We start from the raw sequence: 24,917 nt of genomic DNA, 5'->3' as shown, positions 1-24,917 counted from the left end.
TGCAGCCAGCGGTACCTCATCATGAGCTGCCTGCCCCGGTAGAGCTCGCGGTCTGCACCCGTGCCATACGCTGTTCGGACAGAACCTTTCGAGCGGTGGCCTCAAGCAGGCCGTAAAGCTTCTCTCGCTCCGCATCATCGGCCGGCCGCGCAGTCTTGGTGTAGAAGCCCTCTTGGAAGCGGTAGATGCCTTTTACTGAGTACTTGAACCCAGTGCCGGCCTCGCCGTCCGCGAACTCGGCATGCAGATGCGGGGCATCGTAGGGAATCGACGTCTGGTCGGCGCGCCAGGTGATAGCCGTAATGAAGAAGCCGCGCTTGCGCAGGGCCTGATACTCCTCGGAGGCCATCAAGTTCTCGCCAGTGAGCGCCATGCTCCTGACGATGACTAGCATCTCTCTACTGGCGGCTTCACGCTCGTCATCGTCGAGGTCTTCGTCATCGTCCGTTTCGGTGTCGGAGCGTTTACTCGGCGAAATGCGCAGGTTCGTAACACCCTTCAACTTGTATCCAGGCAACTCAGACATTAGCCGCGTGAAAAAGGCTGTCCGCTCGTCAGCGCCAAAATCCGGGTCCAGCTCGATGGTCTCGCGAGGAACCACTGCCTTTCGATGGCTTTCGATTCGGCTCGTCAGGTTCTCGACGATGCGCAGAGACTTCTCGGAGGCTGGGAGGCGGACCAAGGTCTTGCCGTTCTGCTGCACGAACTGGATAGTGGCGTCATGCCGCTGGCGCTGAATGAGCCGCGTCCTGGAGTAGTCCATCTCGTCGTACTCAACGTTGAGGACCACCTCGTTAGCTCCCTTGAGGTGCGAATCGACCTTCTCAGTTGGGCCAACTTCCTCTTGGTACTCCTTGATGGCCGCCTTGATGTCATCAGATTCGATCGTCGCATCCAAGATGATGGTGGTTGTTTTCTCGTTTCGGCGTGAGGTTTCACGCCTGTCCATCAGGCCGACCAGCTCGTTCAACGTGAAGGGTAGCAGTGACAGCGCATCTGCCAGGTCTTCACGCGAGTCGTTCGGCGAATAGAAGATGCCGCGTTCCCGCGCAATTTCACGGAGGACGTTTTCCGTCAGCTTCTGCTTTGCGGACGCGAGCAAGTCGAAGATATCTTTGTCGGTTGCAAAGAACTGGTTCAGGTACTCACTCATAGTCCATCCCCAGTGCCAAGTCAGAGAATCTCGTTAGGACCTGCGTTATGCGCTTGCAGTCAATCGCGGCCACACGTTCAGCCAAGGGCGACTTCGCATTTCCGTTCGACAATCCGTCAACGTAGGACTGAACCGCCTTCTGAAACATCGCAGGTGCGAGCGGCGATGCATCAAGCATCTTTATCTCGATGCCGATGTTTTCCTGCAGGAGCTGGAAATGACGAAGGTAGTCGAACAGGTAGGTAAACTCCTCAGCGAAGGCTCCTTTGCCTCTGTAGAAGAGCACAAAGCCCCTGTGGTCGGGCGCGCTCGGACGGCTGTACTCCAGGACAATGAGCCTAGATGTGAGTATCTCCAACGTAGCGGCTTTGGCGTGGTCCAGCTGTAGGTTCTTTCTTCGAACGAGCTGCGGGTAGAAATACTTGCAATGCTCAGGGTCCGGCAGAGGTGGAGCGCCCGTACGACGACCTCGCATCTGGCAGATTTCATATCGGACGTTGTCGAGCCAGAAGATGTCCTCTGGTCCAAGAACGACCAACTTGGAGCCCCGCGGCAGTTCCAGCTTGGCAGCCTGCTGAACAGCCTTCAGGTGCTGCCTGAAATCCTTGTCGTACTCACCGTCGTGGTTGTAGACGAAGAGCAGGCCGCTGACGACGGGTGTCACGCCACTGTGGATGTACTTCGCACGCCACTCCGAGCTGATTTCAGCGCAAGTAACCTGTTTCGCTAGGCTCTCCAACGCGCCTCGAAGCGCCGGCGTCGTGATTGACGACGTAGCGTAGCTCTTCAGGTCACAGTTGACGTAGGTACGCTGTTTTGCGTAAGGCTCATCGTAGTAGAAAACCACGTCCGAGGGGTGAGTCTTGACCTTGTGATGCTCCGGCTTCTCGCAGGCCCAGTTCTCATTCATGGGGCCCGTGCGCTTCCAGAAAAACTCTGCGAAGAGCTCCCCTGAAAGCCTCTCTGCAATCGCAGCTATGTTCGCTGTCTCTCCCATTCAGCTGTTCTCCCTTATGAGCGCTACGCCCTCTACCTTTACATTCTGGTGCCGAATCCCCTGCGGGGGATCTTAAGAGACTCGGTCCGAGGCAGGCCGGTCGGTTTAGGTCGAGTGGACGCGGCCTGACCAGCGCGGTGACCATCTTAGTAGGTATATAGAACTCCGCAGGTGGAACGCGTTGCGAACTTCGACGAACAATCGACGCAGTCCGCTTGTTGTCAAAGCGGTCATTCAACCCATGCTGATTGAGTGGCCGCAACCAGCCTAAGGACTAAACCGCTTGCGCGGTAGCCCCACCGCGAAGGCCCTGACGCAAAGTACACATCGCGCCCCTGCCTATGTTGATGGGCGTGAACCGCCCCGGGTTTCGCGGAGGCTGTTTGGTTTAAGTCAGCCCGCCACTGCGGTGGTCTGACTGGCGAGTTGCCGGTAGTAGTTTGCCTCGGCCTCGGCCGGCGGGATGTAGCCGATGGGTTCGAGCAGGCGTTGGTGGTTGAACCAGGACACCCACTCCAACGTGGCGAACTCGACAGCCTCCCTGGTTTTCCAGGGCGCCCGACGGTGAATCAGCTCGGCCTTGTAGAGCCCGTTGATGGTCTCGGCCAAGGCGTTGTCATAGCTGTCGCCCTTACTGCCCACCAAAGGCTCGATGCCCGCTTCGGCCAGCCGCTCGGTGTAGCGGATGCTGACGTATTGCGAGCCCCTATCGGAGTGACAAATCAGGCTGCCATCACGCTCGGGCTGCCGGGCATACAGGGCCTGCTCCAGCGCATCGAGAACGAAGTCCGTGCGCATTGAACTGCTGACCCGCCAGCCCACGATGCGCCTGGCAAATACATCGATGACGAAGGCCACGTACAGCCAGCCTTGCCAGGTCGAGACATAGGTGAAGTCGCTGACCCACAACTGATTGGGCCTCTCGGCACGGAACTGCCGGTTGACCCGGTCCAGCGAGCATGGCGCCTTGGCATCACCGATGGTGGTGCACACGACCTTGCCGCGCATCACACCACGCAGCCCCAGCTTGCGCATCAATCGCTCGACCGTGCAGCGGGCAACGACGACGCCTTCGCGCGCCAGTTGTCGCCAAACCTTGTCGGCACCGTAGACCTGCATGTTGGCCTGCCAGACGCGCTGAATCTGCGGCATCAGCATCTCATCGCGTTTGACTCGGGCGCAGCGCCTGCTGGGCTCACGCAGCAGCGCGGCATGGCGCCGATAGGCCGACGGGGCAACCTGCAACACCTTGCAGAGCGGCTCGACCCCAAAGGTCTTACGGTGCTGGTCGATGAAGGCTCTCACGACTTCAGGCGGCGGTCGAGCTCCGCCTGGGCGAAAAACGCGCTGGCCAGCTTCAGTATCTCGTTGGCCCGACGCAGCTCCTTGTTCTCGCGCTCCAGTTCCTTCATCCGCTGCGCCTCGCCGCTCGTCACGCCTTCGCGCACGCCTGCATCAACCTCGGCACGCTTGAGCCATTCGTTTAAGGTCTGTGGCACACAGCCAATCTTGGGCGCGATGGACTCAATGGCTGCCCACAGCGAGGGGTACTCCCCGCGTTGCTCCTGCACCATCCTCACAGCCCGCTCACGGACCTCGAGTGAGAACTTGTTTGTCTTCTTCATGGCTCAATCCTCTCAGAGTGTTGAGCCTCCGCGAAACCCGGGGCGGTTCACAAACGACCAGCGTCAGGCCACTACTGCGTCTCTTACTCGCTGGCAAGCAGCTGGAAGGTGGTGGCGCACGAGCAGTTCGTTAACCACGACGACAGTCCAGCCACTGGCTCCACTCAACTTCTCAAACATCTCCTCATCCAACGGGACCTCACCCGACAGCGGCGCCGCTAAAAGGACGGCCACCTTGCTTCCGTTTGCGCGAGTTGCCACCAATGGAACGGTTCCGACATCAGGCACGACTACGTTCCCCTCGTATGTCTCCCCGTCAGCCTGTTGGGCCAGCGCACTCATAAGTAGGCCGGTGGCAGCGCCAATCCGCGCAGCGTCAAAGCCAGGGATGTCACCCGTCTGGAGATGTCCCAAAAGCTCCGCGCCTACATGACGGTCGAGAAGCCGATGCTCAATCTTGTTCTTGAAGCTCCTGAGGCATCGATAGCAGGACGAATCGCAGCCCCCAGGACAGTTCCGGACTGCGTCTAGTGCAAGCGACAAGAGGCGCGGTGCCTCCAATGACGCCAGCCTAGAGAACCCCGCACCGCCGGGCAGTGTGTCGTACAAGAATATCTCTGCTTGAAGGCCTTCGCGACCCAGCGAGTCCTCCGTGATTGCCGGCCGGTACTCGGCCAGAACCTCGCCAGGTTCTACGCCGAGCATTGAGGCGGCAGCCTTTGCTAATGCCTCACATGCGGTCCGAAGCGCCACGTTTGTTGGGTAGGTTCCAGGCCGCAATTCCAAGGGTCTGGCCAGGCGGAGCGAGAACAGCGCCACATCGGTAATGAACTTTGTCCCAAGAACCAAGTTCTTCGTCGCATGCGTACCATCGCAGTCCGGTTCATCGTCCGGGAATGGCTTGGTGTGCTGGCCGCGAAGCCTTGGGGCCGGGTCTGTGTCAGCTTCTATGCCCCCACACCATGAGCAATAGGTGTACCCCTTCTTCTCTGGTCCAGTGTTCGACACCAGTAGGTGTGGACGCGACGCATAGACCCGAACGCGCTCGTTGACATCGAGCCAAGCCGCCGTCTCAGCAGGCGTCGGAATCATCAGCTTTGCACGAGTCGCATAGGCCGTATCCGGCGAATCGTCAGGTGACGTGACTGGAGCGCGGTTGTACGGATGGGCGAACCCTGGGGGGCGCATCCAATACTGGGCTGGCCCAAAAGTCCCTATGTCGCCGCAGGCGATGCAGTTGCTAACTGTACCCTTCGGAACTATCGAGACGTCCTTCGTCTCGGCGAAGCCGCAGGTGCTGCACTCCCTATAGGTCATTCGCTCCTTGAATGCCTTGGTCCGCTCAGACCGTATTGGCGAGTAGACCGCCGCAGAGGTGTAGCACTTGTTCGCAATCCACACCTCCTTACCAGGCGCGTACTGAGACAGTGCAATTGGCAGACTCTGGCTTGGCGAGAATCTAGCGATATGTCTGAAGCTGTTTGAGCGTTCATCGAAGACAGTGAAGGTCGCAACGTCTGTCGGGAACGCATACCGGGGGAGTACTCCGAAGTACAGCAACCGGTTCAAGAGCGTGGCGGGCGCCGCACCGACCGTTGGACGCTCCTCACCTTCCTCAAACCCGTTCTCGCCGGCATCGACGTCACCTTCTTCGTCTGACTCCCTCTCGTTCCTTGAGGCGTCATCGTCGGCGATTGCTGTGTCGACTGCTTCTAGACAGTCCTCGGCCATGCCAGTCACAAGCCTCTCCTTAAGGTCGCCCAGTTCAACTGGCAGCCAGTCGCGAAGTGACTCTTGCAAGCGCCCCGTGTTCTCGCCGAGCCATGCCTCGAAGTCCAGGCGATTCAATCGACCGGTATCTGACTTGAAGTCATGCACCGTGCCGAGGACCGAGAAAAGGTCGTTGGCTTCCCCAGGATTCACCTGGAGAACCCGCGCCTGGTGGTACGACTGTAGGAGGAACGCGCGCACGTGACGTTGAGCGATATCGGCATTGGCCAGAGCCAACTTGGGGTCGACAACGCTGCCACTAACCATCGCTTGAGGATTAGAGAAATAGTGTTCATCGTGGCTGTCGGCACTTCCGAACGAGACCACTGTTGCCACCGCGTTCCCACGACGACCTGCACGGCCCGCGCGCTGCTGATAGTTGGCTCGACCGGGTGGCATGTTCCTCAGTGCAACGCCTGAAAGCGCGCCGATGTCGATACCGACTTCCATCGTGGTCGTACTCGAAAGGACATCGATTGCCGTCGGGTTCTGAATGATGTCGTTCCAGACCAGTTCAACGTCTTGAAAGAGCAGCTCATGCTCCTCAGCTCGAGAAAACGCCTCCTCGCTGCCTGCCGAGTTCAATTGAGCCGTGTGCTCGGCAGCGATGAGAGAAAGTAGCGGCGCTCCAGCCTTGGTCTCGATGACGGGCTTGCGGTAGTTGCCCTTTCGGGCTATGAAAGCCTCATCCGAATCTGGGTCCAGTACGGAGACGCGACTACTGCCACAGTCAAGGCAGCGATGCAGTCTTGAGACAGGTCGATGAACCGACGTGCAAGTAGCGCAACGCTGCCAAGCTCCACCAAATCTCAGCGCTAGATTGCTGGCAAGGATTCGACGCTGACTCGCCTCGACCTGCTCCGTAAGTTCGGCCATTAGCTTCGGCAGCCATTCATTCGTGAAGCACTTGACCGAGTTCTTGTCATTCAGAAACTTCTTCAGAGGCTCAAAACTTCCCTTGTGCGACTGAACCGATGTTCCGGAGGACTTTGGCCGCTGCCACCATAGCTGCGGCATATCGCGCATCCAAACTCCGCCGCTGGACGCCCGCCACCAGCAGCGCAGCCATGCCTCTACGAGCTCAAGCTTCTCATTGGAAGTCTCAGCGACGCCTGCAATCATCGGAAGCTCGGAGAGCTTCTTTAGCTTGTCCCCTCTCAACGAGAGAGAAGCGAACGCCAACGGCTCAAGGCCTAGGTGCTTGTCGAACAGGGATTTGTAGATGTCTTCGAGCAGCGAAGAAGGCGCCTTGTTCGCCTTCATATCAATCCACAGGTCGAATAGGGCTTCGTCATCGATGCTTCCATCTGCCCTGATGGCCGCCCGCACCGTGTCGACGGCCGCAATTGATTCCCCCGGAATCAACTCCGGTCGCAATCTGACGTTTCTGGTTGCGGCTGCGAGCAGCACCGCCAGGTACGCATCATCTAGACTAAGCTTCGGTCGAATAGCCTCGACAGCTCCCAAACGCTCGAAGCCCAATACGAGCATTGGTCGCAGGGCGTCTCGCGTGGAGTACATCTGCAAGTTCGGCGCGAGTCTTGCTGCAACTTGCCGTGAATCTGAGAACGCAAGCACTTTGCGCCCTTGCAATGGAGCAAAGGCACTTCCCTCCTGCTGGCCTGGCGGCTGCACGTGGAGTTGGCGGGCGACAAGAGTCTGGAATGGCTGGTCACCCTTTGTCTGGTGGTCCTGCACGGTTGAATGACCGAACGCAGCAAAGCCGCCGCACATTCCGCACGGTACAAATTGCCCCCTGCTTTCTACGCGTGTGTCACGATTGCCGTCCTCGTCCGCCGCACCCGAACTTCTGTCCTTCCTCAGAAAGACCTCTCGAGTTCGAAAACCGCCATTGTTTGGGTCCAGCGCAGCCGTCACCAGGTCGAGCGTTTTCAGCTCGACGACGTCGGTCTTCAGCGGCTCCGTCTCGAGCAGCAAGTCCAGCGGGAACAAAGGTTCAACCTCGCCAGTATTCAGCTTGAGCTTGCTCCCCGCGTGACTCCAAAGATGGCGCGGGGATTCAACGTTGTCCGTGTAACCTCGAGCATAGGAAGAGCCACAGTTTCTGCAAGTGAAGTACTCGAGCACTTGAGCATCGCAACCGCAGCGTTCCCTAGGTTGCGCGTACAGCTTCCCGCAACTACCGTTGCGTTCGTCTTCCTCGAGCTCACTGCAAGCGGCATCCAAGCAAACCCATAGTCCTGGCAGCCCTCGGAAGAAGTTGTGAACTCGGCAGGGCAATAGACCGGCAGCGGATGCCGTTGGCCTAGCAACGCTACTAAGTGCGAGAAGCGACGTCACGGCTCGGTCGCGAATATCCTCTGCCACTCCAGGGAACACGAGCTCGCCTAATTCTTCTAGCGGCGTCGCGTTTCCCATGGTGAGGTTTATCAACCGCCCAAGCGGAGGAAACTCAGCCAAGGCATTGAAAAGGTCGCGCTCGACATCATTGGACTCCTTAGTACCTAGGTAAGTCAGCAACCTCTTTACCGCAAGCTTGCGAAGAGTCGGCGCACCATAGAAGGCATCCAAGTCGACGGCCGCAAGAATCTTGGCGTCGGCCTCTGAACCAACGGTCGCAAACTCAGCAGTCGCAAGGTCTCCAGTTATCGGCACGAAGGAGTCCGACGGTGCGCCGGAGAGCTGCGCCCCGAACGAGGGAGCGTAGTTCTTATCGTCAAAGCTTGCGGTCGCGCAAATGACCTGCAGTCGCTCAACGCCAATCCCAAGCCGTGCCCGTAGGCGACGGAGTAGAAGACCAACCTCTGCCCCAGGTGCGCCCCGATACAGATGCGCCTCATCCAGAACAACCAGGAAGGTCTCATTCGGATTCCGCTTCAGCCACTCTGCGGTCTTGTCGAACACCGCCCGTTCGATTGGCCGCATGAGCATGTACTCAAGCATCGAATAGTTCGTCACAAGCAGGTCTGGCGGAGCGGACTGCACCTCATGCCTTGTGACAAGCTCAACGTCAAAAGGCTTGGTCACTGCCCTCAGTGGCTTCTTGTCCTTGTCTTCCCAAAGAGAATTCTTTGCTCCGAACCAATCCACCAAATCCGGCTTAGCCGGCCACTTCCCCCGGGACTTAAGCTCGTTTTTCAGTCCAACAGCCAACTCGTGCTTTGGATCATCGGCATTCTTCGTCGCTCGCTCGAGGTCCACATAGAACTCTTCAAATGACTTCAGCCGGATCTGGTCCTTCTTCCGCGAACGGACACCAGCATAGGGAGTGCGACTCGTGTATCGAGCGAATCTTGCCGGTCTTCCCGACCATTTGGCGAACAGGTGCGCAAGACGAGGGTCGCCGAACATTGCCCGCATGCGACCAAGTTGGTCATTGACCAGTGCATTCATGGGATACAGGACGAGCGCCCGCATCGCATGCTGTTCCCCAAAAACCTTCGGTCGTTCAGCGGCTTCACGCGCGAGCTTGCCCAGAATTGGGAGCAAGAAAGACTCCGTCTTGCCAGAGCCCGTGCCCGTCATGATGACGAGATTTCTGCCTTCGACCAGAGTCGAAGCAATTGACTTGACCTGATGCGTGTATGCAGGGTCGTGAATTACCTTTGGTTGGCCCTCGCTAGCAGTAGACAACAGCTCGAACGCTTCTCTTGCACCCGCAGAAAGACCCTTGATTTCACGAAACTTTCGCCCCGAGCGGTACTTGGGTGTCGATTCAAGGTAGGGAACCTGGTGGATTACGCCGGGCAAGTCGAGGAGACTTCGCCGTTGGCTGATGAGCTTCGGGTCCGCGATGTGATACGTGGCTTCAATGTAATCCTTGAGCGATACGTGAAGCTGCTCGATGGTCTCGTGAATCGTTGAACTCAATGCGCTCTCCCTCAACTCGTTGTCTTTTTCATCCAGAGCTGCCGCTCCAGAAAGCTCGAGGCTTCGGCCACCAGGCCCTCTGAAATGTCGTAACTGCAGATGCACTTTCGACTTGGTACTTGCCGGCCGAACGCCAGCATGCGGCGATGCGCCCACTGCGGAATTGGGAACGTCAAATCGAAGTGGGCGACTTTGCCCAGCAAGGTCAGGCGGAACGCCTGTGGCCTTCCGTCAACCGCGTCCTTGGCGAGTTGAAGGCGCCAAGCTTCGTCGCACGCACGCAATGAACTTCCCGGCGATGGCAGGTGCGCAAGGCGCAGGGGCCGCCCGGCGTCAAGTGAGACTAACATCCATTGTGCAGCGCCAAAGGCCTTTGCCCGCTTCGCGATGAAGTTGCCCGACTGGCACGACGGCCGCACCCAACACTTCGAATAGATGCCGCCGCCCGCCACGAAGACCTCCATGTCAGCGCCGATGGCATCTCCAGGCTCGGCCAGCTTCATCTTCGCCAACGCCGCAGAAAGCAGGTCAGCGGCGGAGACGGCTGGCGGCTCCTTCAGCCATGCCTTGACTGACAACTCGCGCAGCCCCGCTGCGCGTAGCTTGGCAGCAAGCTCTTCCCCAGGCTTTGCCACGATGCGCTGCGATGCCCCGTCATAGCCGACGCGGCCATGTAGGTCAGGAAGGCCGCCCCAACCCCCCTCATTCGCGAGCCCGAAAAGTTGGGCTACATCCTGAGAGAGCATCGCGAACGATGGAGGCGCAGGGAACAGGACTCCACGTGAGAAGAATTCAGCCTGCGTGACCTGACCCGGTTCGACAAGGTCTCCAGTCGCGATGAGTGCCTCGAGGACTGCGGAAAGTCTGTCTGCCAAATCCGTCGCAGGCGGAACTAGCCCGTTCAAATGGCGCTCAGCCTCTCTCATAAGGATGAAGGGCTGACAAGGACAATGCGACCACGCTACCGCCCGAAGTACCTGAGCAAGCAAGGTGTCGTCTACCGCGACGCTTGCGGCGACGGCCGGGAGGCCGAGTCCCTTTCTCGCCTCCGCGACAACCGCGTCTGCAGTCAGCAAGGTCATGGTCATTTGTTCACCAGTTCCGAGCAGCGAGCAGGCGACGCGGACCGTTAAGCAAAGCTAGAAGGCGGGCAGCCTTGAGCAAGGTCTTCTGATTGACCAATTCGTCAATCTGCGCGCACGCCCCGCTGCCCGCCCAGTCCGCAAATCGATGAGGGGCCACGGCCATCCGGAGCGCTAACTTGCAAAGGCGCTGGTCGCTGCAAATTGAGTATGGACCTACATGTTGCAAAAACTTCTCGCAGGTCTCGTCCAATGAATCCGTGATGATGGACCGCGCGTTCCGCCCAATGCCGATGGCGAAGGAAGGGTTGTGTCCACGCCATACAGATGCTTCAAGCGACTCTTGCGCCTCGGTTGAACCGCTCGAGTCCAGGAAATTCAGTTCTAGCCGTGACCACGCTACATCGCACATTGAGGCGACGAGTTGGCGGTGCATCTCCCGTAAAACCGAGTTTCGGCGGTGCTCAGCAAGCGGTCCAACAAGCCTAGCGTCCGTCCAGTCTCGAATCCAGCAGAGAAGCTCGCCAACTTCTTGGGCGCAGGTAAGGTGGGCCGACAGCTTTGGAGCACTGTGCGTCCAGTCGTCCCAGGATAGTTTGGCGGGCGGGGCATTGACTACAACCGAGCTTCGGTGGCCATTTACCGATACGACATAGAGGCCGCCATCACCTTCAACATCGAGCTCGTGCACTCCATCCCACGAGTCGCTTCTGCACGAAGGTCGCTGAAAGCAGGCGCGATACGCATGGACAGGGTGGGAGTGGTCCGTATCATCAACGACGCTCAGCCGGACTCGCTTCGATACCCGAGAAACGTGCCAACGGACGGGTGACATAGTGTGCTTGAGGGCGATGCTAGCTTTGCCGAGGGCATGCGCATCCACAACCAGCAGTCCAGCGTTTGCCTTGAAATAGACCTCATTGACTACGTCAGTATGGTCGCGACGCTTAACCAATTGACCCCAGTCCGACTGATTCACCGGCAGCGTCAACGTTCCGAGAAACTCACTGTGGATGGCATCACCAGAGCCGCTTTGTAGCTTCAAATGAAAATCGACCGCCATCCCGCGTGGCCCATGAACGGTGCACGCAGCAGCACCTGACATTATTGAATCCAGACTAGGCTCATGGGGGTCCGTTGCCACAACCAAGACGGGCGCATGGACACGACTGCTTGTGCCGGAGACGGGGGGGCGGACGACGATAGAGAACCCTCGCTGGCTCGTTTGGGTCCGTACATGGGCCTTTGCCTGTGGTGCTCTATATGACGCCGCGACGGTGACCTGATGAACGCCGACTGCGAGCTTTCCGAGCCCAACGAACGAGACCTTGCGTCCCCCGGTTATGAATGCCGAGCTCTTGCCGTCCAATTGCAACGTGAACGACTCGCATGTCTCGTCGTGCTCGATGCCGAGCGTGAGCGGATGTTGTTCAGCCCATTCGAGGAGGTCGTCACGGCCAAAGCCAAGTGGAGGTAGCCCGGCCGGCCAGACCTTTAGCATTCTTGCAGTTGAAAGCCCTAACAGACTGAGGCATTTGCTCGAGGAATCGGTGGCTTGGGCCGGAACACTTAGGAGGTATCCGAACCCTCCTTTGACATCCATTGGAACTGGGGACAGATGCTCACATTCCTCATACATCGACGAATGGATGACAAGGTACTTTGAACCGGGCCGGACGCTCTTCCACTTTGCTTGAAAGGCGCATCCGTCGTCATCAACTTTGAAGAGCCAAGGCTTGGGTTGGACTCGACACACATCATCAATTGCGTGGACCGTCCCTTCCTCCCACTCTTCAAATCTAAGCCAGGAGGCTCCAGCATTCGGCCACTCAAGGACTCGGCACTGTTGCGCGCCGAAAAGCAACCAACGCTTGCTCCGCCAAATGTCCTCCCCTCCGGCGACCTTGCATCGCGAGCGGCGGACAAATCCGTCAATACGTTGATTTGACCGGGCCCATCCAGAGAATGTCGGAATTTCCACGAACGCCTGCCACTTGCCGGCCTGATTTCTCAAGAGCACCTTGGGCGTCACGCAGGCAACCTCTGCAGACTCCCGTGGGTCTAGACCGTCCGGTCTGCGCCCTTTCAAGACGTCGGCCGCTCGCCGAAACATCAGGCGAATGCGTACTTCACCTGCGACCTTCCTGGCCTCCCTCAGCCAGGACTTTGCCTCCCAAGACGCTTCAAGGTCAGCAATGATGCGAGCTTGCGTCTTCGTCGTCAGTACCGCATCCAAGTCATCGTCATCTGGAAAGAGCAGAGCCCTAGCGATATGGCCCGTCAACTCTTCTTGCTCGAGGAAGTTCCGGAACCGAGAGGACGGCCACTCGGCGCAGCGCGCCACCAGTGCTCCTAGAACAGATGCCGAACGGTCTGCAGCTTCTGCAATTTCATGCCGTGACTCGAACAGAGTTCGCGCCATCTGCGATTGGAGGTCTTTTGGTAGCACAGCGTGCGTAATCGGCCAAGCGATGATGGAGAACTGCCGAGCCCAAGGACCCGAAGGAGATACCCCTCCAAATTTGGCTCCAAATCTCTCAAAGAAGCTGCGCAACAGGTTTCGACGACCAATTTCTTGCTTCCATTGCGGCGTCCGGCGCTCAAAGGACTGCCAGTATTCCTCGCCGTCGAAGTTGTAGCCCATCTCTGTCGCATAGACCACACAAACGAGCCAGATGGGATTAAGCCGATTCCCAAACGCGATATGCCGACGTAGGCCGACCCCGAGCTCTGAAACCTGCTCCTTGTCGAGGCCGTGCTCGAGTGCGAATAGAGGAAGCCCAACGTCCCGCCGCTCCGACGCAAGCCGCTCAAAATGGCGCTCAAGCTTCGCTTGCAGACCTTCCAAGAACGTGGACTTCATGCGACGGCCTGGCGCTAGGCGCTCTCTGTTTTGCTCACGCCCACTTCAACCGCGGCGGTGACTGACCCTTGGTGTATGAGGTCGCCGAGACTGGTATTGCTCCACGCCCTGTATTCAGGCCGACGCCCAGCTCGGCCAATCATCCATCTCTGGACAGCGAGCTCTCCGACTTGGTTCACCGAAAGAAGGCCATCGAGTTTTGGGCGTTTCGCCGCTCCCTTCAACATGTCAAAGCTGTTGCCTACGGTCTCACAAAGGAATACTTCGCGGTGAATGCCGTGCTTCAGGATGTCTTCCTTGAATCCCAATGCGTTGAGTGCCGCGCGTACCGTTCGCAGCCGCCAGTTCGGCCCCTCGCCAAAGGTATGCATATCCGCATATCCATGGTCGATTCCTCGAAGGTAGCTCCGCATCTCCTCAAACAGGTCGTCAGGGATGTGGAAATGCCCCCATCCGCCGGTGTATCCAATCGAACTGAAGTACGAGGTCTCGCCAAGCTTCAACCGGTTGTAGACGGCCGACCTCCCCATTGAAGAAGAGGTGGTAACGGCGACCAGCCGTGCGTTCTTCGCCGCGCCAGAGATGATGCCCTCTGTTCCACCATACCGCGCGCGGAAGTCGTCATACACATCGCGTGTTCGGATGAGGCAAGCCACAAGCTTTCCTCCGAGCAACATGTTGTACGGTGGGACGGCGCCAAGCACGTACGCGTCCATGAGATTGACTAGCCGTTTCTCACGGTCCTTGACGGTCCAACCGATGTGGTCATCCCGGACGCCCATGTTGTAGACGGGGTCGCCGATAGCGAAAATGCCAATCAGTTTTCCGTTGTTTTCGTCCCAGACGAGATATCGCATTCGGCGGCCAAAGCCAGCGGACACGGGAACGGACCAAGTAAGAGCGGCAAGCCTGAAGAGACGAGCCTCCAATCCATCTCCCGTGACCAACTGCAGCTTCGGCCGGATTTTTTCGGGTTCTAAGTCTGCGCCCGAAGCGAAGTACTGTCGCAGGCTCGGCAGGAATCGCGCGACAAAGGACGAATTTTTTGAAGCCTTGTCCTCTCGCTGCTTGCGATGCAAAGCGCGAACGGTGTCCTTGGAGTCATCGGGCAGGGTGAGCGCACCACTCTCGTCCTTAGTGAAACCAAGGTCTGCCAAGTGCTGCCGAAGGTGTCGCTTGATGCGGGCCTCAGGCGTAAATGCAGCTGCTGCTCTCTTAACTGTCATCGTTGTTCTCGCCGTCGCCTCAATTGGCGCGGACTTTATAGTAACCGCTCAATATCCTGTCATAGGACTATTAAGGGGACCTCTACGGGTTATCGCCAAAGCGCTCTGAAGTCAATGGCAGCGGTCGAAGACTTCGGCAACGCCTCCCTCCCTCTTCCATGCGAAGTCATGCGTTCATCACAGTCGTGAATCGCCCCGGTTTTTGCGGAAGCTCAACACTCTGAGAGGATTGAGCCATGAAGAAGACAAACAAGTTCTCGCCTGAGGTGCATGAGCGCGCGGTGAGGATGGTGCAGGAGCAGCGCGGAGAGTACCCGTCGCCCCGGGCTTGGCGTGGCGGAAGCCCGCCTTGAATTGCGTGCGTACTGTCATTTCCGCGGCGCGCATCAGCGTAAGCTAACCTCTCAAAGGCATGTTTTAGGCATCCATTCCAAGCAACCTGTGGGCAGGAAGGGCGGCAAGCGGTCGCTCACCGAGCATCGACCAAAAGACCGCAACCAGCCTAGAACAGCCTCCCAAGCATCCGCGACGAAAGTTACGTGTCCTGGCAGCACACCCCCTTTCGGCTCACTTCGTTGAAGCGATGAACGCACCAAGCTTTTTAAGGTCATGTGACCAGAACAACGAAAGCCCTCGCACCTGTGCCTGCTCCAAGTTCAACACTTTGAAAACGCCCGCCAGCACAGCGGCAGGGACCACCTGTGCTGCGCCAAACTGCTTGATCCAGTATTCGGCCTTAACAGCCGCATCGTTGTTCAGCCGCTTGACGCTATTGGTAGCACTGTTCGAAACCTTGCACTCGATCGCCAATAGGCGCGTGTCATGCAAGCGCACCACGACATCAGCCTTGCGCTCCCCGAGCTGGCATTCGGCGCAAAACTGCATGGCCTGCGGCCCCCTGACGATTGTGTGAATCTTCTCGGCTGGAGCCTCGGTGAAGCCCAGATCGCGAAGGTAGTCCTTCACCTTCGTTTCCTGGTTGTCCTTCCCTTCATTGCGTCGCTCGGTTGCGATGCGCTGCGCGGCCAGGAGCACGGACGAGGCCAGCAATGCAGCTTCACGCTGTTGTGTCGTCGGAGGCTTTCCGGTCTTCATCCACGGGAACCGCTGCGGGTCAATCACGCGTTCGATGACCTCGAAGACCTTGCGCAGCGCTTCGGGGTTCTTCTTCAGGACCCCTGGGGCGATCGAATCAACATCGGCAATGACTTGCAGATCGTCATCGGAGATCGGTGGACCGGCCAAGTACCTAAGCGCTTCACCGAGCCCCTGCCCATATGCCTCGGCAAGGTTGTCGTCTGTGATGGCTCCCTGATTGAGGTCATTGAGCTTTTTGAAGAGCAGATCAAACTTGCCACGGGCTTGCTTGTAATGCGTTTCCCAGGAATCGGAAATAGCCAAGCGCTCGGCCCGAAAGTGTGCGGCGGCAGTGGCGGCGTCCTCGGCCAGTTGCTCAGTTGTCCAACGGGGCGGTGTACTGGTCATGCAGGGAGAGTTTCCAGGCGAGGGATGCGTAGGCGTTCAATTTCCTTGGGCTCGAATTTGGTCAAGCCACCGGCATAGGTTCTGCCGTTCGCTGTGTTGATGTTCGTGTTGAGCCATGCCACGAGGCGGGCCATGACGTTATCAGCCAATGGTTGCCGAGGGTAGAGGCCGTGCGCGATATTGATGTGCCGCGCATCGCATGCGTTGAGTGTGAACTGAGGCGGTCGGCGAGCCATATAGGTACAGAGGATCGGTGCTGGCGCCTTGAGGCCGACCGACCACCACGCTTTGCGGTGCTGCGCGATATAGCTCTGGTCCGCACCGTTGAGCTTGGCCCAGGCAAGAAATGCGCTGATGCGCCGGCGCTCATCCTGGGTGAAGTCGTCCAGTTCAGCCGGTAGGTCGATCACGCGGCGCAGGAGTTCGGCAGAGTGCAGATGCGCACCCGCCTGGATCAAGTCCTTGGCCTTAGTGACGGCAGGCAGCTTGACGCGATCTGGAAGGCTCTCCGCATGCTCGCCCGCGATCCAGATGCCGTTCGCGCCCGTGACTTGACCGCGATGTACGCGGAACAATTCACCCAGTTCGATGCCATCGGCCATGGCTGCCTCGGATGGGCGGACGATGATCGACCAGCGCGGCGCAGCGTGCAGGCGCTCGCGTGGAACGTCGGTGCCCTTGGTCAATCCGTTCAGTTGCTTGAGTTCATTGACGGATCGCACGCGCACTGGCTCAGTCGTCTCCCCAACACGAAAACCGGTGATCGCAGCCGTCGTCGCCGTGCCAGGGAAAGCCTCTACCGTTGGTTCCAGCACGTGCAGGGCAACTCCCCCCAATTCAGTGAGCAGCAGCCGACGCAGCGCCGAACCATAGTTCACATCCATCCATTCGGAGGAAGTGATGAAGGCACCCACGTCGCCCATCTTGGCGAGCAGGCGCGTTTGCAGGAAGAAATGCAGATGCAGACCTGCCAAAGCGCTGGCCTTGATACCGAACCCTGCGAAATGGGAGGCATACCAAGCTTTCCATCCCTCGGGGATATCGTGATGGCGCACGTAAGGAGGATTGCCGATGAAGGCTGTCATGCCAGCACAGCGGGGCAGCTTGATTTCACGGTAGTCTTTGACCAGCACGGTTGCCCGCTCGGTCCAGCCACGTGCGCTCAGGTTCGCGCGCAGCATCAACGCGGCCAGCGGATCCATCTCAACGGCCACGAGCTGTGCGTCAGGGAAGGCTTCGCCTGCAGCCAAGATGAACCGTCCAGAACCCGCCCCAGGATCAACAATGCGGGCCGGAGTGCCTTGGTTAGTCAACCAGCGCATCATGGATTGGACGATCGGCGCTGGTGTGTAGACCGCACCGGCGGCACGCCGTTCGGCGGCGGAGCGGATCAACGAGAATGCATCGCCCAATGGATCGGCGCCGCGCGCGATAGCTTGGCGGATCGCCTTGACGGACTGCGATTTGAGCAGCGATGCCGATGCCATTTTTGCGAGCTTGCGCTCGGTCGCAGACAGGCCACTGTGCTCTCCGATGAGGGCGATACACAGGCTCAGCAACTCTTGTTCGGTTTGCATGTTCATTGTGGCTTGCTCTTGGATGCGATGAACAAGTCCGCTTGGCCTTGCGCCTGCTGCCCCGTGAAGGCGCGCATGAAGTCGCGCAGCACATCAGCGGCAGCCCGGTCTTGGCTGCGGCAGGCACGAATGAACGCTTCGCGTAGGTCTTTCTCGACCCGAATGCGCATTCCGGAATCTTTCAGTGGCATGGGGACATGCTACCAGATGGATACACAACGTGTATCCACCAATGCCGCACCAGACCGACAAACTACACAGAGAAAATTCGCCACAGGGACTGACGTGCACTGTCGCTCAGGCCAACACGCTGGCGTCCCTGGCACCAAAAACTCACGAACACTTTACATATAGCCGTACAGCCTTCGCCACAATCTCGTCCGAACGCCTAGAAACTGGGGAATTTTTTCTTTTCTTCAGATATGTAGCAAGCGTCAAAGCTTTCCCTTGGTACTGATATTTACGCGTTTCCCCATGTGACGCCTTTGCACGCACGGTAAAGCGCATTGGTGAAAGGCCAGGAATGCGTTGGCAGTCAGAATGCGCCAGCATTTCGGCCACATTGCGGCACACCTGCTTGCCGATTTTCGCCATCCGCGCCTCTTCCGTGGCCAGTACTGCCTTCTTGAAAACTTTCGCACGCGTAATTTCGGTTGCCTGCTCTACCGTCCGATCAGTCTTGGTATCCAGGGTCCATTTGTAAGTCACCTTCAAATCTAGCTCGGAAATATCCTGAAGCAGGAATATATCCACTGTACGAGTTCGCCATTTCCGCGTTTGAGGGTTTTGGCGTTTAACAAAAAGCGTTGCATGGCCGTGCGATGTACGCCATTGGCAATAGCTTTCCGCCAGTAACGTGAAGCGCACCCCGGCCCGCTCACCGACAAAATGCAGCAGACGAAGCCATACGGCTGGATGCAGCTTCGTTGCGACTTCAATCGTTACGTTGTCGCGCTTGATCAGTTCGCGCAGTGCCTGATGCGTCCCGGAGAGAAATGCGCCTTCGCTGGCGGATGGCGCATCTCGGTTGAGCGCACGAATGATGTCGTGAATCCGCCCCTCCATCGCCTCCCATTGCGGCAGCAGGAAGGCATTGAAGACCTCTGTCAATGACCAAGCAGCGGCGTCCCAGTCAACCAGTACGGGCGACCGCTGAACTCTTTCCTCATCGCGCATCTCGTCCCTTTCGCGTCGGCATCTTGTCTCCATCAAACAGCACTCCCAAGGGGGATGGAAGTCAACCGCCGAGCGTGTGTCAGCGCTCGCATCTTACCTCCATATTCCTCCATATCAACCAACTCGAGCATGACCTCCAGAATCCTCCACAAAACCACCTCAACTAGCACGATACAGAGCGAATTCAGGGGTGTTTGCTACGTTCTGCAGAGCAGAAGCTAAATGCGATTTTTTTTGCTGTGAACGACTGGTGGCCTCGGTTGAAACCACATTTCGTGGCCCCGATGGCTGTAGGAGTTCGCATGTTCAACAACCACAACACAGCCGCAGCCGCCTTCCCGTTGGCAGCCACCAATTCATCCAACGCTGTAAACACCCCTCGTGTCCCTAGTGCACCAGCGGTGCCCAAGCCTCTGAGCGATTTCGATCACTTGCCTAACTCCGCGCATGTCCGCCTGCCGGTGGTCATGGCTTTGCTCGGTTGTTCACGTGCCACGGTGTGGCGCCGCGTGAAGGAAGGCTGTTGGCCCGCGCCGTTGAAGTTCGGCGGTCGCATGGCTCTTTGGAACGTGGGTGATTTGCGCAAGTTGCTCAATAAGGATGGGGGCTCCCAAGCCTCTTAATCCCCATTCGGTGAACCAAAGCCGCTTGCACGCTGGCATTTGTCAACCAAAAAAATGCACCGTAATTTGGTGTGTTATGAAATTTTGGTCGAGCGCAGTGGAAAGCACGGTTTACGTGCGCCTCAGCCAGTGTGGCCGCATTGCGGGCGTGGTTCAACACAATCGGAGGTATGAGGAATGTGGTTGACGTACCTGTGCTATGTAGTAATGCAAGTAGTAGTCAATTGCTCATAACACATAGCCAATCATCAACTTATGCCAACACCAACCAAGATTTTGACTGAAGATATTTAATATGTGCGATTCAATTCAACTTATTTTCTCCGTGTCCCATATCGACACAAGCCAGCATCCAAATTCCTGGCCAATCGAGGTCAAGCAGACGACCAACCAAAACGGCGAGATACTTCGTCGTCATACTTCGTATGTAAAGGTCAAATCGCCACTGACGGATGCTCAATATGAAATCCGCCCCAAGGGCGAGGTAATGCATGGCGAGTACAACCTGAAAGGCTATGTGGTGAGCATCAATATGCCCGCCTGCACCGTGAAAAACAATGCGCTGCTGGATATCTTGGTGTTCCTGGCCGCCTGCTGTGCCTTGCGCATGCTACAGAACTACCTTGTGCAGAACGGCTGCCCGCACGAAGTGGTTCGGCGCATCCGGCCAGAACACGCAACGATTGAGAGCCTGACCTTCACGTACCTGCTTTCAGCCCCACAGGGGAAAACAGCGGATGACATGAACAGCGAGTTGGAATTGCGCGCGCGCTCATTGCAGACGTCCGTTCGTATGCGCCGTGAACGTGGCCTGTCCAAGGTGACGGCCTATGAGGGCACTTCTCGCACGGTTTATGTCGAGCACTCCGGCGGTCTCAAGCTCACTGCGTACGTAAAGCACAAACCAACACCCGACCAAAAGACCTTCTGTGCATTGTCCGGGACGGTGGCCAAGGAGGTGTTCGCGGAGAGCGCCAAGTTCCTGCGCGTGGAAGCAAAGCTGGGGGCAGCGTGGCTGAGCAAGCACCCGGAGTTCGCGGAACTCAAGAGTTGGAAGAGCACGAAGAACGCACGCGCCATGCAGAAGAAGGTGTTTGATGCGCTACGTGCCCTGCTGGGCCTGGACATGCAGTTTCGCAAGCGGTGGCCCAAGCCCGTGTATCTGCAAAAACTGACGCCCTCGCAGGCCGAAGTGCTTGATGCCTATAAGCAAGCGAAGAGGGACACCCATGACCCTGGGACTTACCCCAGCCTGGACGGCAAGTCCAAACAATATGTTTCGAAGGTGAAGAAGGCGCTTTGGGACAAGCTCGACGTCGATGTCGACATTCTGTGGACGGAGCACGCCCGCATTCCCGAACTGGCGTGGTTTCAGTGCCCTAGCCGCTATGTGCTCCCCGATCGCCTGGCACATCTGGCTGACTATGTATTCATACGCGAAACGGCCAAACGCAAGTTGGCTCAGTTACGCCAGTTGATAGCGAAGCATGATGAGCAAGGTCGCAATGCACGCCGCACCGTATCTGAAGCGGTCGATGTGTCTGCGACTCCAGCCCTCAAGCTCAAGGCTAAGGTGAAACGCAAGCTCACGCTGGGCAATATTCGTGCGGGTTTGAAGTAACCCGGTAGCGACATGCGCGGCTACCATGCAACACAGTAAGCCTGTGGATGCGCTGATAGACCAACTGGAGCGCACCAAGGCACGCATCCGGGCCAAAGTGGAACACCCGTTCAGGGTGCTCAAGCAGCAGTTTGGTTATGTGAAGGTGCGCTACCGTGGCTTGAAGAAAAACACGGCGCAGATCGTGACGCTGTTTGCCCTGTCCAACCTGTGGATGGTCAGGCACAAATTGCTGGCCATGGGACAGGTGCGCGTGCAAGGGGCGTAATGCCTACGAAATCGGGGAATTGCGCCCCCAGGCGGCGCGTGGACAGCGCTTTGGCGCCCTGCTGGGGCAGGCTTTATCTCACGGACGGGTGTAGCTCACTCGCACCTGATTCGTGCAGATGGCATGGACGTCTCCACCTACACCGCCGTTGATGGCGCTGGCCCATGAATCGATACAAAGTGGGGCCTCGCGGTAACGGCATCAAAGTGCCAAAGTGGAAGTTCGTCGCAACCACTGGAGAACCGGAGGCCCCACCATGCAATCTACCGCAACGCTGCCAGTCATCGGAATGGATATTGCCAAGAACGTGTTCCAACTGCACGTAACGGACGCAGAGACCGGCGAGGTCACACGACACAAACTCAGGCGTGACCGGGTTACCACGTTCTTTGCCAATCGTCACAGCTCGCTTGTCGCGATGGAGGCCTGTGGCGGTGCACACCATTGGGCCAGAACGCTGCAGGCACTGGGGCATGAAGTGAAGCTGCTGCCTGCCAGACATGTCCGTCCCTTTGTCCTGCGCGACAAGACCGATGCCCGTGATGCCCAGGCCATCTGGGTCGCGGCCCAGCAACCTCACATCAAGGCCGTGCCAGTCAAGAACGAGCAGCAGCAAGCCTGTCTGACCCTGCACCGCATGCGTGCTCAGCTCATGAAGGTGCGCATCATGCAAACCAACGCGTTGCGCGGCTTGCTCTACGAGTTCGGCATCGTGCTGCCCGAGGGGCATCGCGTGTTGCTCAAGCACATTCACGACGAACTGGCCAAAGCCCAGGAACAGGCGAAGCTGCCCGAGGTGGTGGTTGTCAGCGTTCAGGATCAACTGCGTCGCATCGACAGTCTGCAGGACGACATCGACCAGTTGGACAAACGCCTGGCTTCGATGGTCAAGCAGAACCAGCACATGCAGGCACTGCAAGCCATCCCGGGCATCGGTCCGTTGACCGCGACAGCCTTGGTGTCCACAGCGACCGATCTGTCCAGCTTCGATTCGGGCAGGCAGTTTGCCGCCTGGCTGGGTCTGACGCCCCGACAGACTGGCACCGGCGGAAAGACCCGGCAGTTGGGGATCTCCAAGCGCGGCGACCCCTATGTGAGGACCATGTTGATGCACGGTGCTCGCTCCGTCATTGCCAGAAGTCAGCGAAGCGGCTGGATCGAGCGGCTTTTACTGCGCCGCCCCTACAGCGTAGTGGTCGCAGCACTGGCCAACAAACTGGCCCGAACAGCTTGGGCGGTCCTTGTCAAAGGCAAGACCTTCGACCCGGTGAGATGGAATCCGGTTGACATCGCCGCAGCCTAAGACCGCAACGATGATCTGAACACACCAAACGCCAAGAAACCGTTTTGAAGGAGAGCACGCAACAAGCGATGTGATGGGTCAACAGGTCAAACCGGGGTGGGGGCAATCCGATAGGGATAAAGGGCATCAAGCCCGATATGCAGACAGGATCCTCACCCGCGAATGCCATCAGGGCCAGCAGGACGAAACCCCTGCACCGACAGGCCGTATGTAAGACTGCAAACCCTTCAGACCTTCACACCGCCGAATCTTGCTCTTCTGGAGACGTCCAGGTAAGACCTTCCCTAGCAGCCCTCTCTTTGCTTTCCCATTCATTGCGAATCTCCTACTGGCGCCTATCCGCGCGAAGCGATCGGCTATTTGCAATCCGCTTGCTCAGTCTTCACATCAGCGTATCAACTTTGCACACCCAGTTCGGCAAAGTTGCTGATCTTCACCGCCCCATCTGGAAACCGTGCAATGACCTCCAACTCGCCCCCCATCGCTTGGATGTGGCTACGTAGCGTTGAGAGATACATGTCGGTGCGCTTCTCCATCTTGGCGATGGAGGGCTGCTGCACATGCAGTACGTCAGCCAGCATCTTTTGCGACAGTCCCCGAGCTTGGCGCAGCTCGTGCAGTGGCATCTCATTCAGCATGGTTTGCGCGAGTTCAGCGGCCTGCGTGCGCGCTTCAGGGCTCATGGCAGCCCGCAATTCAGAAAACTTCTTAGCCATCTATTTCTCCTTCACGGCGAAGCTGGTCAAGATGCTCGTCATACAACCGATCAGCGATTGGCACATGTACTTCGTACCAGCGGTCATCACCGGTCTTATCACCGCCGATCAATAAAATTGCCATTCGGCGGGGATCAAAGGCATACAGCGTGCGAAACGGCCGCCCGCCGTGTTGCGTGCGCAATTCACGCATGTGCCCGTGGCGTGAGCCATTGATACCACTGCTGTGGGGGTGACCGAGTGATGGGCCACGCTCCTCCAACAACGCGACCGAAGCTGCCAAGGACACTTGCTCCTGCTCAGACAAGCCTTCCCACCACGATTCAAACTCATCGGTGTACTCAACGTCCCAAGACATCGTTCAATATAGCCTCCAAGGAATATTCCGTCAAGGGAATGGAGCCTGGCGTTCACAGCGAGTGCTCGGCCCACGCCTGCATCATCGCGCGCCGCTTCTCCAGCATGTCCCCGCGCCGGTAGGCCGCCTCCACCTTGTTGCCCACGATGTGCGCCAGTGCCATTTCTGCCATTTCCTGGGGGTAGTCGGTGGCTTCTGCCGCCCAGTCCCTAAACGAGGACCTAAAGCCGTGCACGGTGATGTCGTCGCGCTGCATGCGCCGCAGCACGGCGGTGAGTGTCATGTCGGAGAGGGGTTTGTGGTCACGCGTGCTGGGGAAGACGATGTCGGTATCCGCCAGTTTGGTGTCCTTCAAAGACTCCAGCAGTTGCACGGCTGCATCCGACAGCGGGACGCGGTGCTCTTTCCCGGCTTTCATGCGCTCGCCGGGGACGGTCCACAGCCTGTGCTCAAAGTCCACCTCGTACCAGCTCATGCCGCGCACTTCGCCTGAGCGTGCGGCGGTAAGGATGGTGAACTGCAACGCCAGCGCGCCAATGCCGGTTTGCTTGCGCAACTCGGCCATGAACGGCTTCATGTCGCGCCACGGCAGTGCAGCGAAGTGCTTTGATTTGGCGACTTTCGAGCGTGCGGGCAGCAGGGCGTCGAGGTGGCCTTTCCAGCGGGCGGGGTTGTCTCCCGTGCGGTACCGGTGTACGGTGGCCCAATCCAGCACGGCTTCCAAGCGGCCCCGCAGGCGCGAGGCGGTTTCCGCCTTGGTGTGCCACACGGGTTCAAGCACGCGCATGATGTGCGCGGTTTCAATCAGCGCAACATCCATCTTGCCGATGATGGGCGCTGCGTAGGTTTGCAGCGTGTTCGTCCACTGGTCGGCGTGCTTGGCGTTCTTCCAGCCCGAGCGGTGTGATTCGACGTAGCGCTCGGCACAACTGCCGAAGGTGATGGTTTTGGCTTGCTCAGCACGCGCCACCGCTGCGGCTTGCTGCTTGACTTGCATGGGGTCGATGCCTTGGCGCACCTGACGGCGCCAGGCCATGGCTTTGTCGCGGGCATCGGCCAGGGAAACTTCGGGGTATGGCCCCAGCCCCGTCCAGCGCTCACGACCGTTGAAGGCGTAGCGCAAGATCCAGGACTTGGAGCCCCCTTCGGTGACTTTCAACCACAGGCCGGCACCGTCGCCATGCAGGCCGGGCTCCTTGAGCCTGGTGGCTTGCAGTTGAGTGAGTTTGTTGGCTTTGACCAT

Annotated in this window: 17 protein-coding genes, 1 pseudogene and 1 other annotated feature; of the genes and pseudogenes, 4 read left to right on the top strand and 14 right to left on the bottom strand. The window is 58.3% G+C overall.

Features of this window, described 5'->3' with window-relative positions:
- Positions 1-19: 19 nt before the first annotated feature.
- The 11 genes from YS110_00090 to YS110_00040 all read right to left on the bottom strand — a co-directional run bounded on the left by YS110_00090 (position 20) and on the right by YS110_00040 (position 18,785).
- The gene (locus tag YS110_00090) at positions 20-1,153 is read right to left on the bottom strand and encodes a hypothetical protein (protein UJB63277.1); all 1,134 of its coding nucleotides are present in this window, start codon (positions 1,151-1,153) and stop codon (positions 20-22) included.
- Positions 1,146-2,150, bottom strand: a complete 1,005-nt coding sequence (locus YS110_00085) for a hypothetical protein (protein ID UJB63276.1) — start codon at positions 2,148-2,150, stop codon at positions 1,146-1,148. The genes YS110_00090 and YS110_00085 overlap by 8 nt, the downstream gene beginning before the upstream one ends.
- Before the next feature lie 393 nt (positions 2,151-2,543).
- Positions 2,544-3,775, bottom strand: a protein-coding gene (locus YS110_00080) for an IS3 family transposase (protein UJB63275.1) whose coding sequence is annotated in 2 segments (ribosomal slippage) — positions 2,544-3,487 and positions 3,487-3,775 — 1,233 coding nt in all. Because the reading frame shifts where the segments join, the coding sequence is not laid out codon by codon here.
- Positions 3,381-3,497, bottom strand: a sequence feature (AL1L pseudoknot). Its footprint overlaps the gene before it by 117 nt.
- 63 nt (positions 3,776-3,838) lie before the next feature.
- The gene (locus YS110_00075) at positions 3,839-9,376 is read right to left on the bottom strand and encodes a DEAD/DEAH box helicase (GenBank protein UJB63274.1); all 5,538 of its coding nucleotides are present in this window, start codon (positions 9,374-9,376) and stop codon (positions 3,839-3,841) included.
- An 11-nt stretch (positions 9,377-9,387) separates the two neighbouring features.
- On the bottom strand, positions 9,388-10,458 hold the full coding sequence (locus tag YS110_00070) for a hypothetical protein (GenBank protein ID UJB63273.1): 1,071 nt from the start codon (positions 10,456-10,458) through the stop codon (positions 9,388-9,390).
- A gap of 10 nt (positions 10,459-10,468) precedes the next feature.
- Complete coding sequence (locus YS110_00065) at positions 10,469-13,321, bottom strand: hypothetical protein (protein UJB63272.1); 2,853 nt, start codon at positions 13,319-13,321, stop codon at positions 10,469-10,471.
- 14 nt (positions 13,322-13,335) lie between these two features.
- Positions 13,336-14,547: a DUF4338 domain-containing protein gene (locus tag YS110_00060; protein ID UJB63271.1), complete on the bottom strand. Its 1,212-nt coding sequence runs from the start codon at positions 14,545-14,547 to the stop codon at positions 13,336-13,338.
- A 567-nt stretch (positions 14,548-15,114) separates the two neighbouring features.
- A complete protein-coding gene (locus YS110_00055) occupies positions 15,115-16,032 on the bottom strand; it encodes a XamI family restriction endonuclease (GenBank protein ID UJB63270.1) in 918 nt (305 codons plus the stop codon).
- The gene (locus YS110_00050) at positions 16,029-17,615 is read right to left on the bottom strand and encodes an N-6 DNA methylase (GenBank protein UJB63269.1); all 1,587 of its coding nucleotides are present in this window, start codon (positions 17,613-17,615) and stop codon (positions 16,029-16,031) included. Before YS110_00050 ends, YS110_00055 begins: the two co-directional genes overlap by 4 nt.
- On the bottom strand, positions 17,612-17,800 hold the full coding sequence (locus YS110_00045) for a plasmid-related protein (protein ID UJB63268.1): 189 nt from the start codon (positions 17,798-17,800) through the stop codon (positions 17,612-17,614). Before YS110_00045 ends, YS110_00050 begins: the two co-directional genes overlap by 4 nt.
- A gap of 142 nt (positions 17,801-17,942) precedes the next feature.
- The gene (locus YS110_00040; protein ID UJB63267.1) at positions 17,943-18,785 is read right to left on the bottom strand and encodes a hypothetical protein; all 843 of its coding nucleotides are present in this window, start codon (positions 18,783-18,785) and stop codon (positions 17,943-17,945) included.
- Positions 18,786-19,087: 302 nt separating this feature from the next.
- Between YS110_00040 and YS110_00035 the strand changes: the two genes are divergently transcribed.
- The 4 genes and pseudogenes from YS110_00035 to YS110_00020 all read left to right on the top strand — a co-directional run bounded on the left by YS110_00035 (position 19,088) and on the right by YS110_00020 (position 22,600).
- The gene (locus YS110_00035) at positions 19,088-19,408 is read left to right on the top strand and encodes an AlpA family phage regulatory protein (GenBank protein ID UJB63266.1); all 321 of its coding nucleotides are present in this window, start codon (positions 19,088-19,090) and stop codon (positions 19,406-19,408) included.
- Between the two features lie 325 nt (positions 19,409-19,733).
- Complete coding sequence (locus tag YS110_00030) at positions 19,734-21,029, top strand: hypothetical protein (GenBank protein UJB63265.1); 1,296 nt, start codon at positions 19,734-19,736, stop codon at positions 21,027-21,029.
- Between the two features lie 46 nt (positions 21,030-21,075).
- A pseudogene (locus YS110_00025) lies at positions 21,076-21,297 on the top strand (transposase).
- A 256-nt stretch (positions 21,298-21,553) separates the two neighbouring features.
- Entirely contained in the window at positions 21,554-22,600 is a 1,047-nt protein-coding gene (locus YS110_00020) for an IS110 family transposase (protein UJB63264.1), read from the top strand.
- Between the two features lie 395 nt (positions 22,601-22,995).
- On the opposite strand, the gene YS110_00015 is transcribed toward YS110_00020, so the two are convergent.
- Genes YS110_00015 through YS110_00005 form a run of 3 tightly spaced genes read right to left on the bottom strand, consistent with a single transcriptional unit; the run spans position 22,996 to position 24,917 of the window.
- Entirely contained in the window at positions 22,996-23,316 is a 321-nt protein-coding gene (locus YS110_00015; GenBank protein ID UJB63263.1) for an XRE family transcriptional regulator, read from the bottom strand.
- Complete coding sequence (locus tag YS110_00010) at positions 23,309-23,674, bottom strand: type II toxin-antitoxin system RelE/ParE family toxin (GenBank protein ID UJB63262.1); 366 nt, start codon at positions 23,672-23,674, stop codon at positions 23,309-23,311. The genes YS110_00015 and YS110_00010 overlap by 8 nt, the downstream gene beginning before the upstream one ends.
- A 52-nt stretch (positions 23,675-23,726) precedes the next feature.
- Entirely contained in the window at positions 23,727-24,917 is a 1,191-nt protein-coding gene (locus YS110_00005; protein ID UJB63261.1) for an integrase arm-type DNA-binding domain-containing protein, read from the bottom strand.

Origin of the sequence: Acidovorax sp. YS12 (assembly GCA_021496925.1) — a bacterium.
In the GTDB taxonomy this organism is placed as follows: domain Bacteria; phylum Pseudomonadota; class Gammaproteobacteria; order Burkholderiales; family Burkholderiaceae_C; genus Paenacidovorax.
This window is presented reverse-complemented; position numbering and strand designations above follow the sequence as displayed.

Bases quoted from the DNA above. Each gene is read 5' to 3' on its own strand.
- YS110_00060 (UJB63271.1), bottom strand. From the start codon at position 14,547: ATGACAGTTAAGAGAGCAGCAGCTGCATTTACGCCTGAGGCCCGCATC.
- YS110_00070 (UJB63273.1), bottom strand. From the start codon at position 10,458: ATGACCTTGCTGACTGCAGACGCGGTTGTCGCGGAGGCGAGAAAGGGA.
- YS110_00090 (UJB63277.1), bottom strand. From the start codon at position 1,153: ATGAGTGAGTACCTGAACCAGTTCTTTGCAACCGACAAAGATATCTTC.
- YS110_00015 (UJB63263.1), bottom strand. From the start codon at position 23,316: ATGGCTAAGAAGTTTTCTGAATTGCGGGCTGCCATGAGCCCTGAAGCG.
- YS110_00035 (UJB63266.1), top strand. From the start codon at position 19,088: ATGTTCAACAACCACAACACAGCCGCAGCCGCCTTCCCGTTGGCAGCC.
- YS110_00020 (UJB63264.1), top strand. From the start codon at position 21,554: ATGCAATCTACCGCAACGCTGCCAGTCATCGGAATGGATATTGCCAAG.
- YS110_00050 (UJB63269.1), bottom strand. From the start codon at position 17,615: ATGAACATGCAAACCGAACAAGAGTTGCTGAGCCTGTGTATCGCCCTC.
- YS110_00065 (UJB63272.1), bottom strand. From the start codon at position 13,321: ATGAAGTCCACGTTCTTGGAAGGTCTGCAAGCGAAGCTTGAGCGCCAT.
- YS110_00055 (UJB63270.1), bottom strand. From the start codon at position 16,032: ATGACCAGTACACCGCCCCGTTGGACAACTGAGCAACTGGCCGAGGAC.
- YS110_00085 (UJB63276.1), bottom strand. From the start codon at position 2,150: ATGGGAGAGACAGCGAACATAGCTGCGATTGCAGAGAGGCTTTCAGGG.
- YS110_00010 (UJB63262.1), bottom strand. From the start codon at position 23,674: ATGTCTTGGGACGTTGAGTACACCGATGAGTTTGAATCGTGGTGGGAA.
- YS110_00045 (UJB63268.1), bottom strand. From the start codon at position 17,800: ATGCCACTGAAAGATTCCGGAATGCGCATTCGGGTCGAGAAAGACCTA.
- YS110_00005 (UJB63261.1), bottom strand. From the start codon at position 24,917: ATGGTCAAAGCCAACAAACTCACTCAACTGCAAGCCACCAGGCTCAAG.
- YS110_00040 (UJB63267.1), bottom strand. From the start codon at position 18,785: ATGCGCGATGAGGAAAGAGTTCAGCGGTCGCCCGTACTGGTTGACTGG.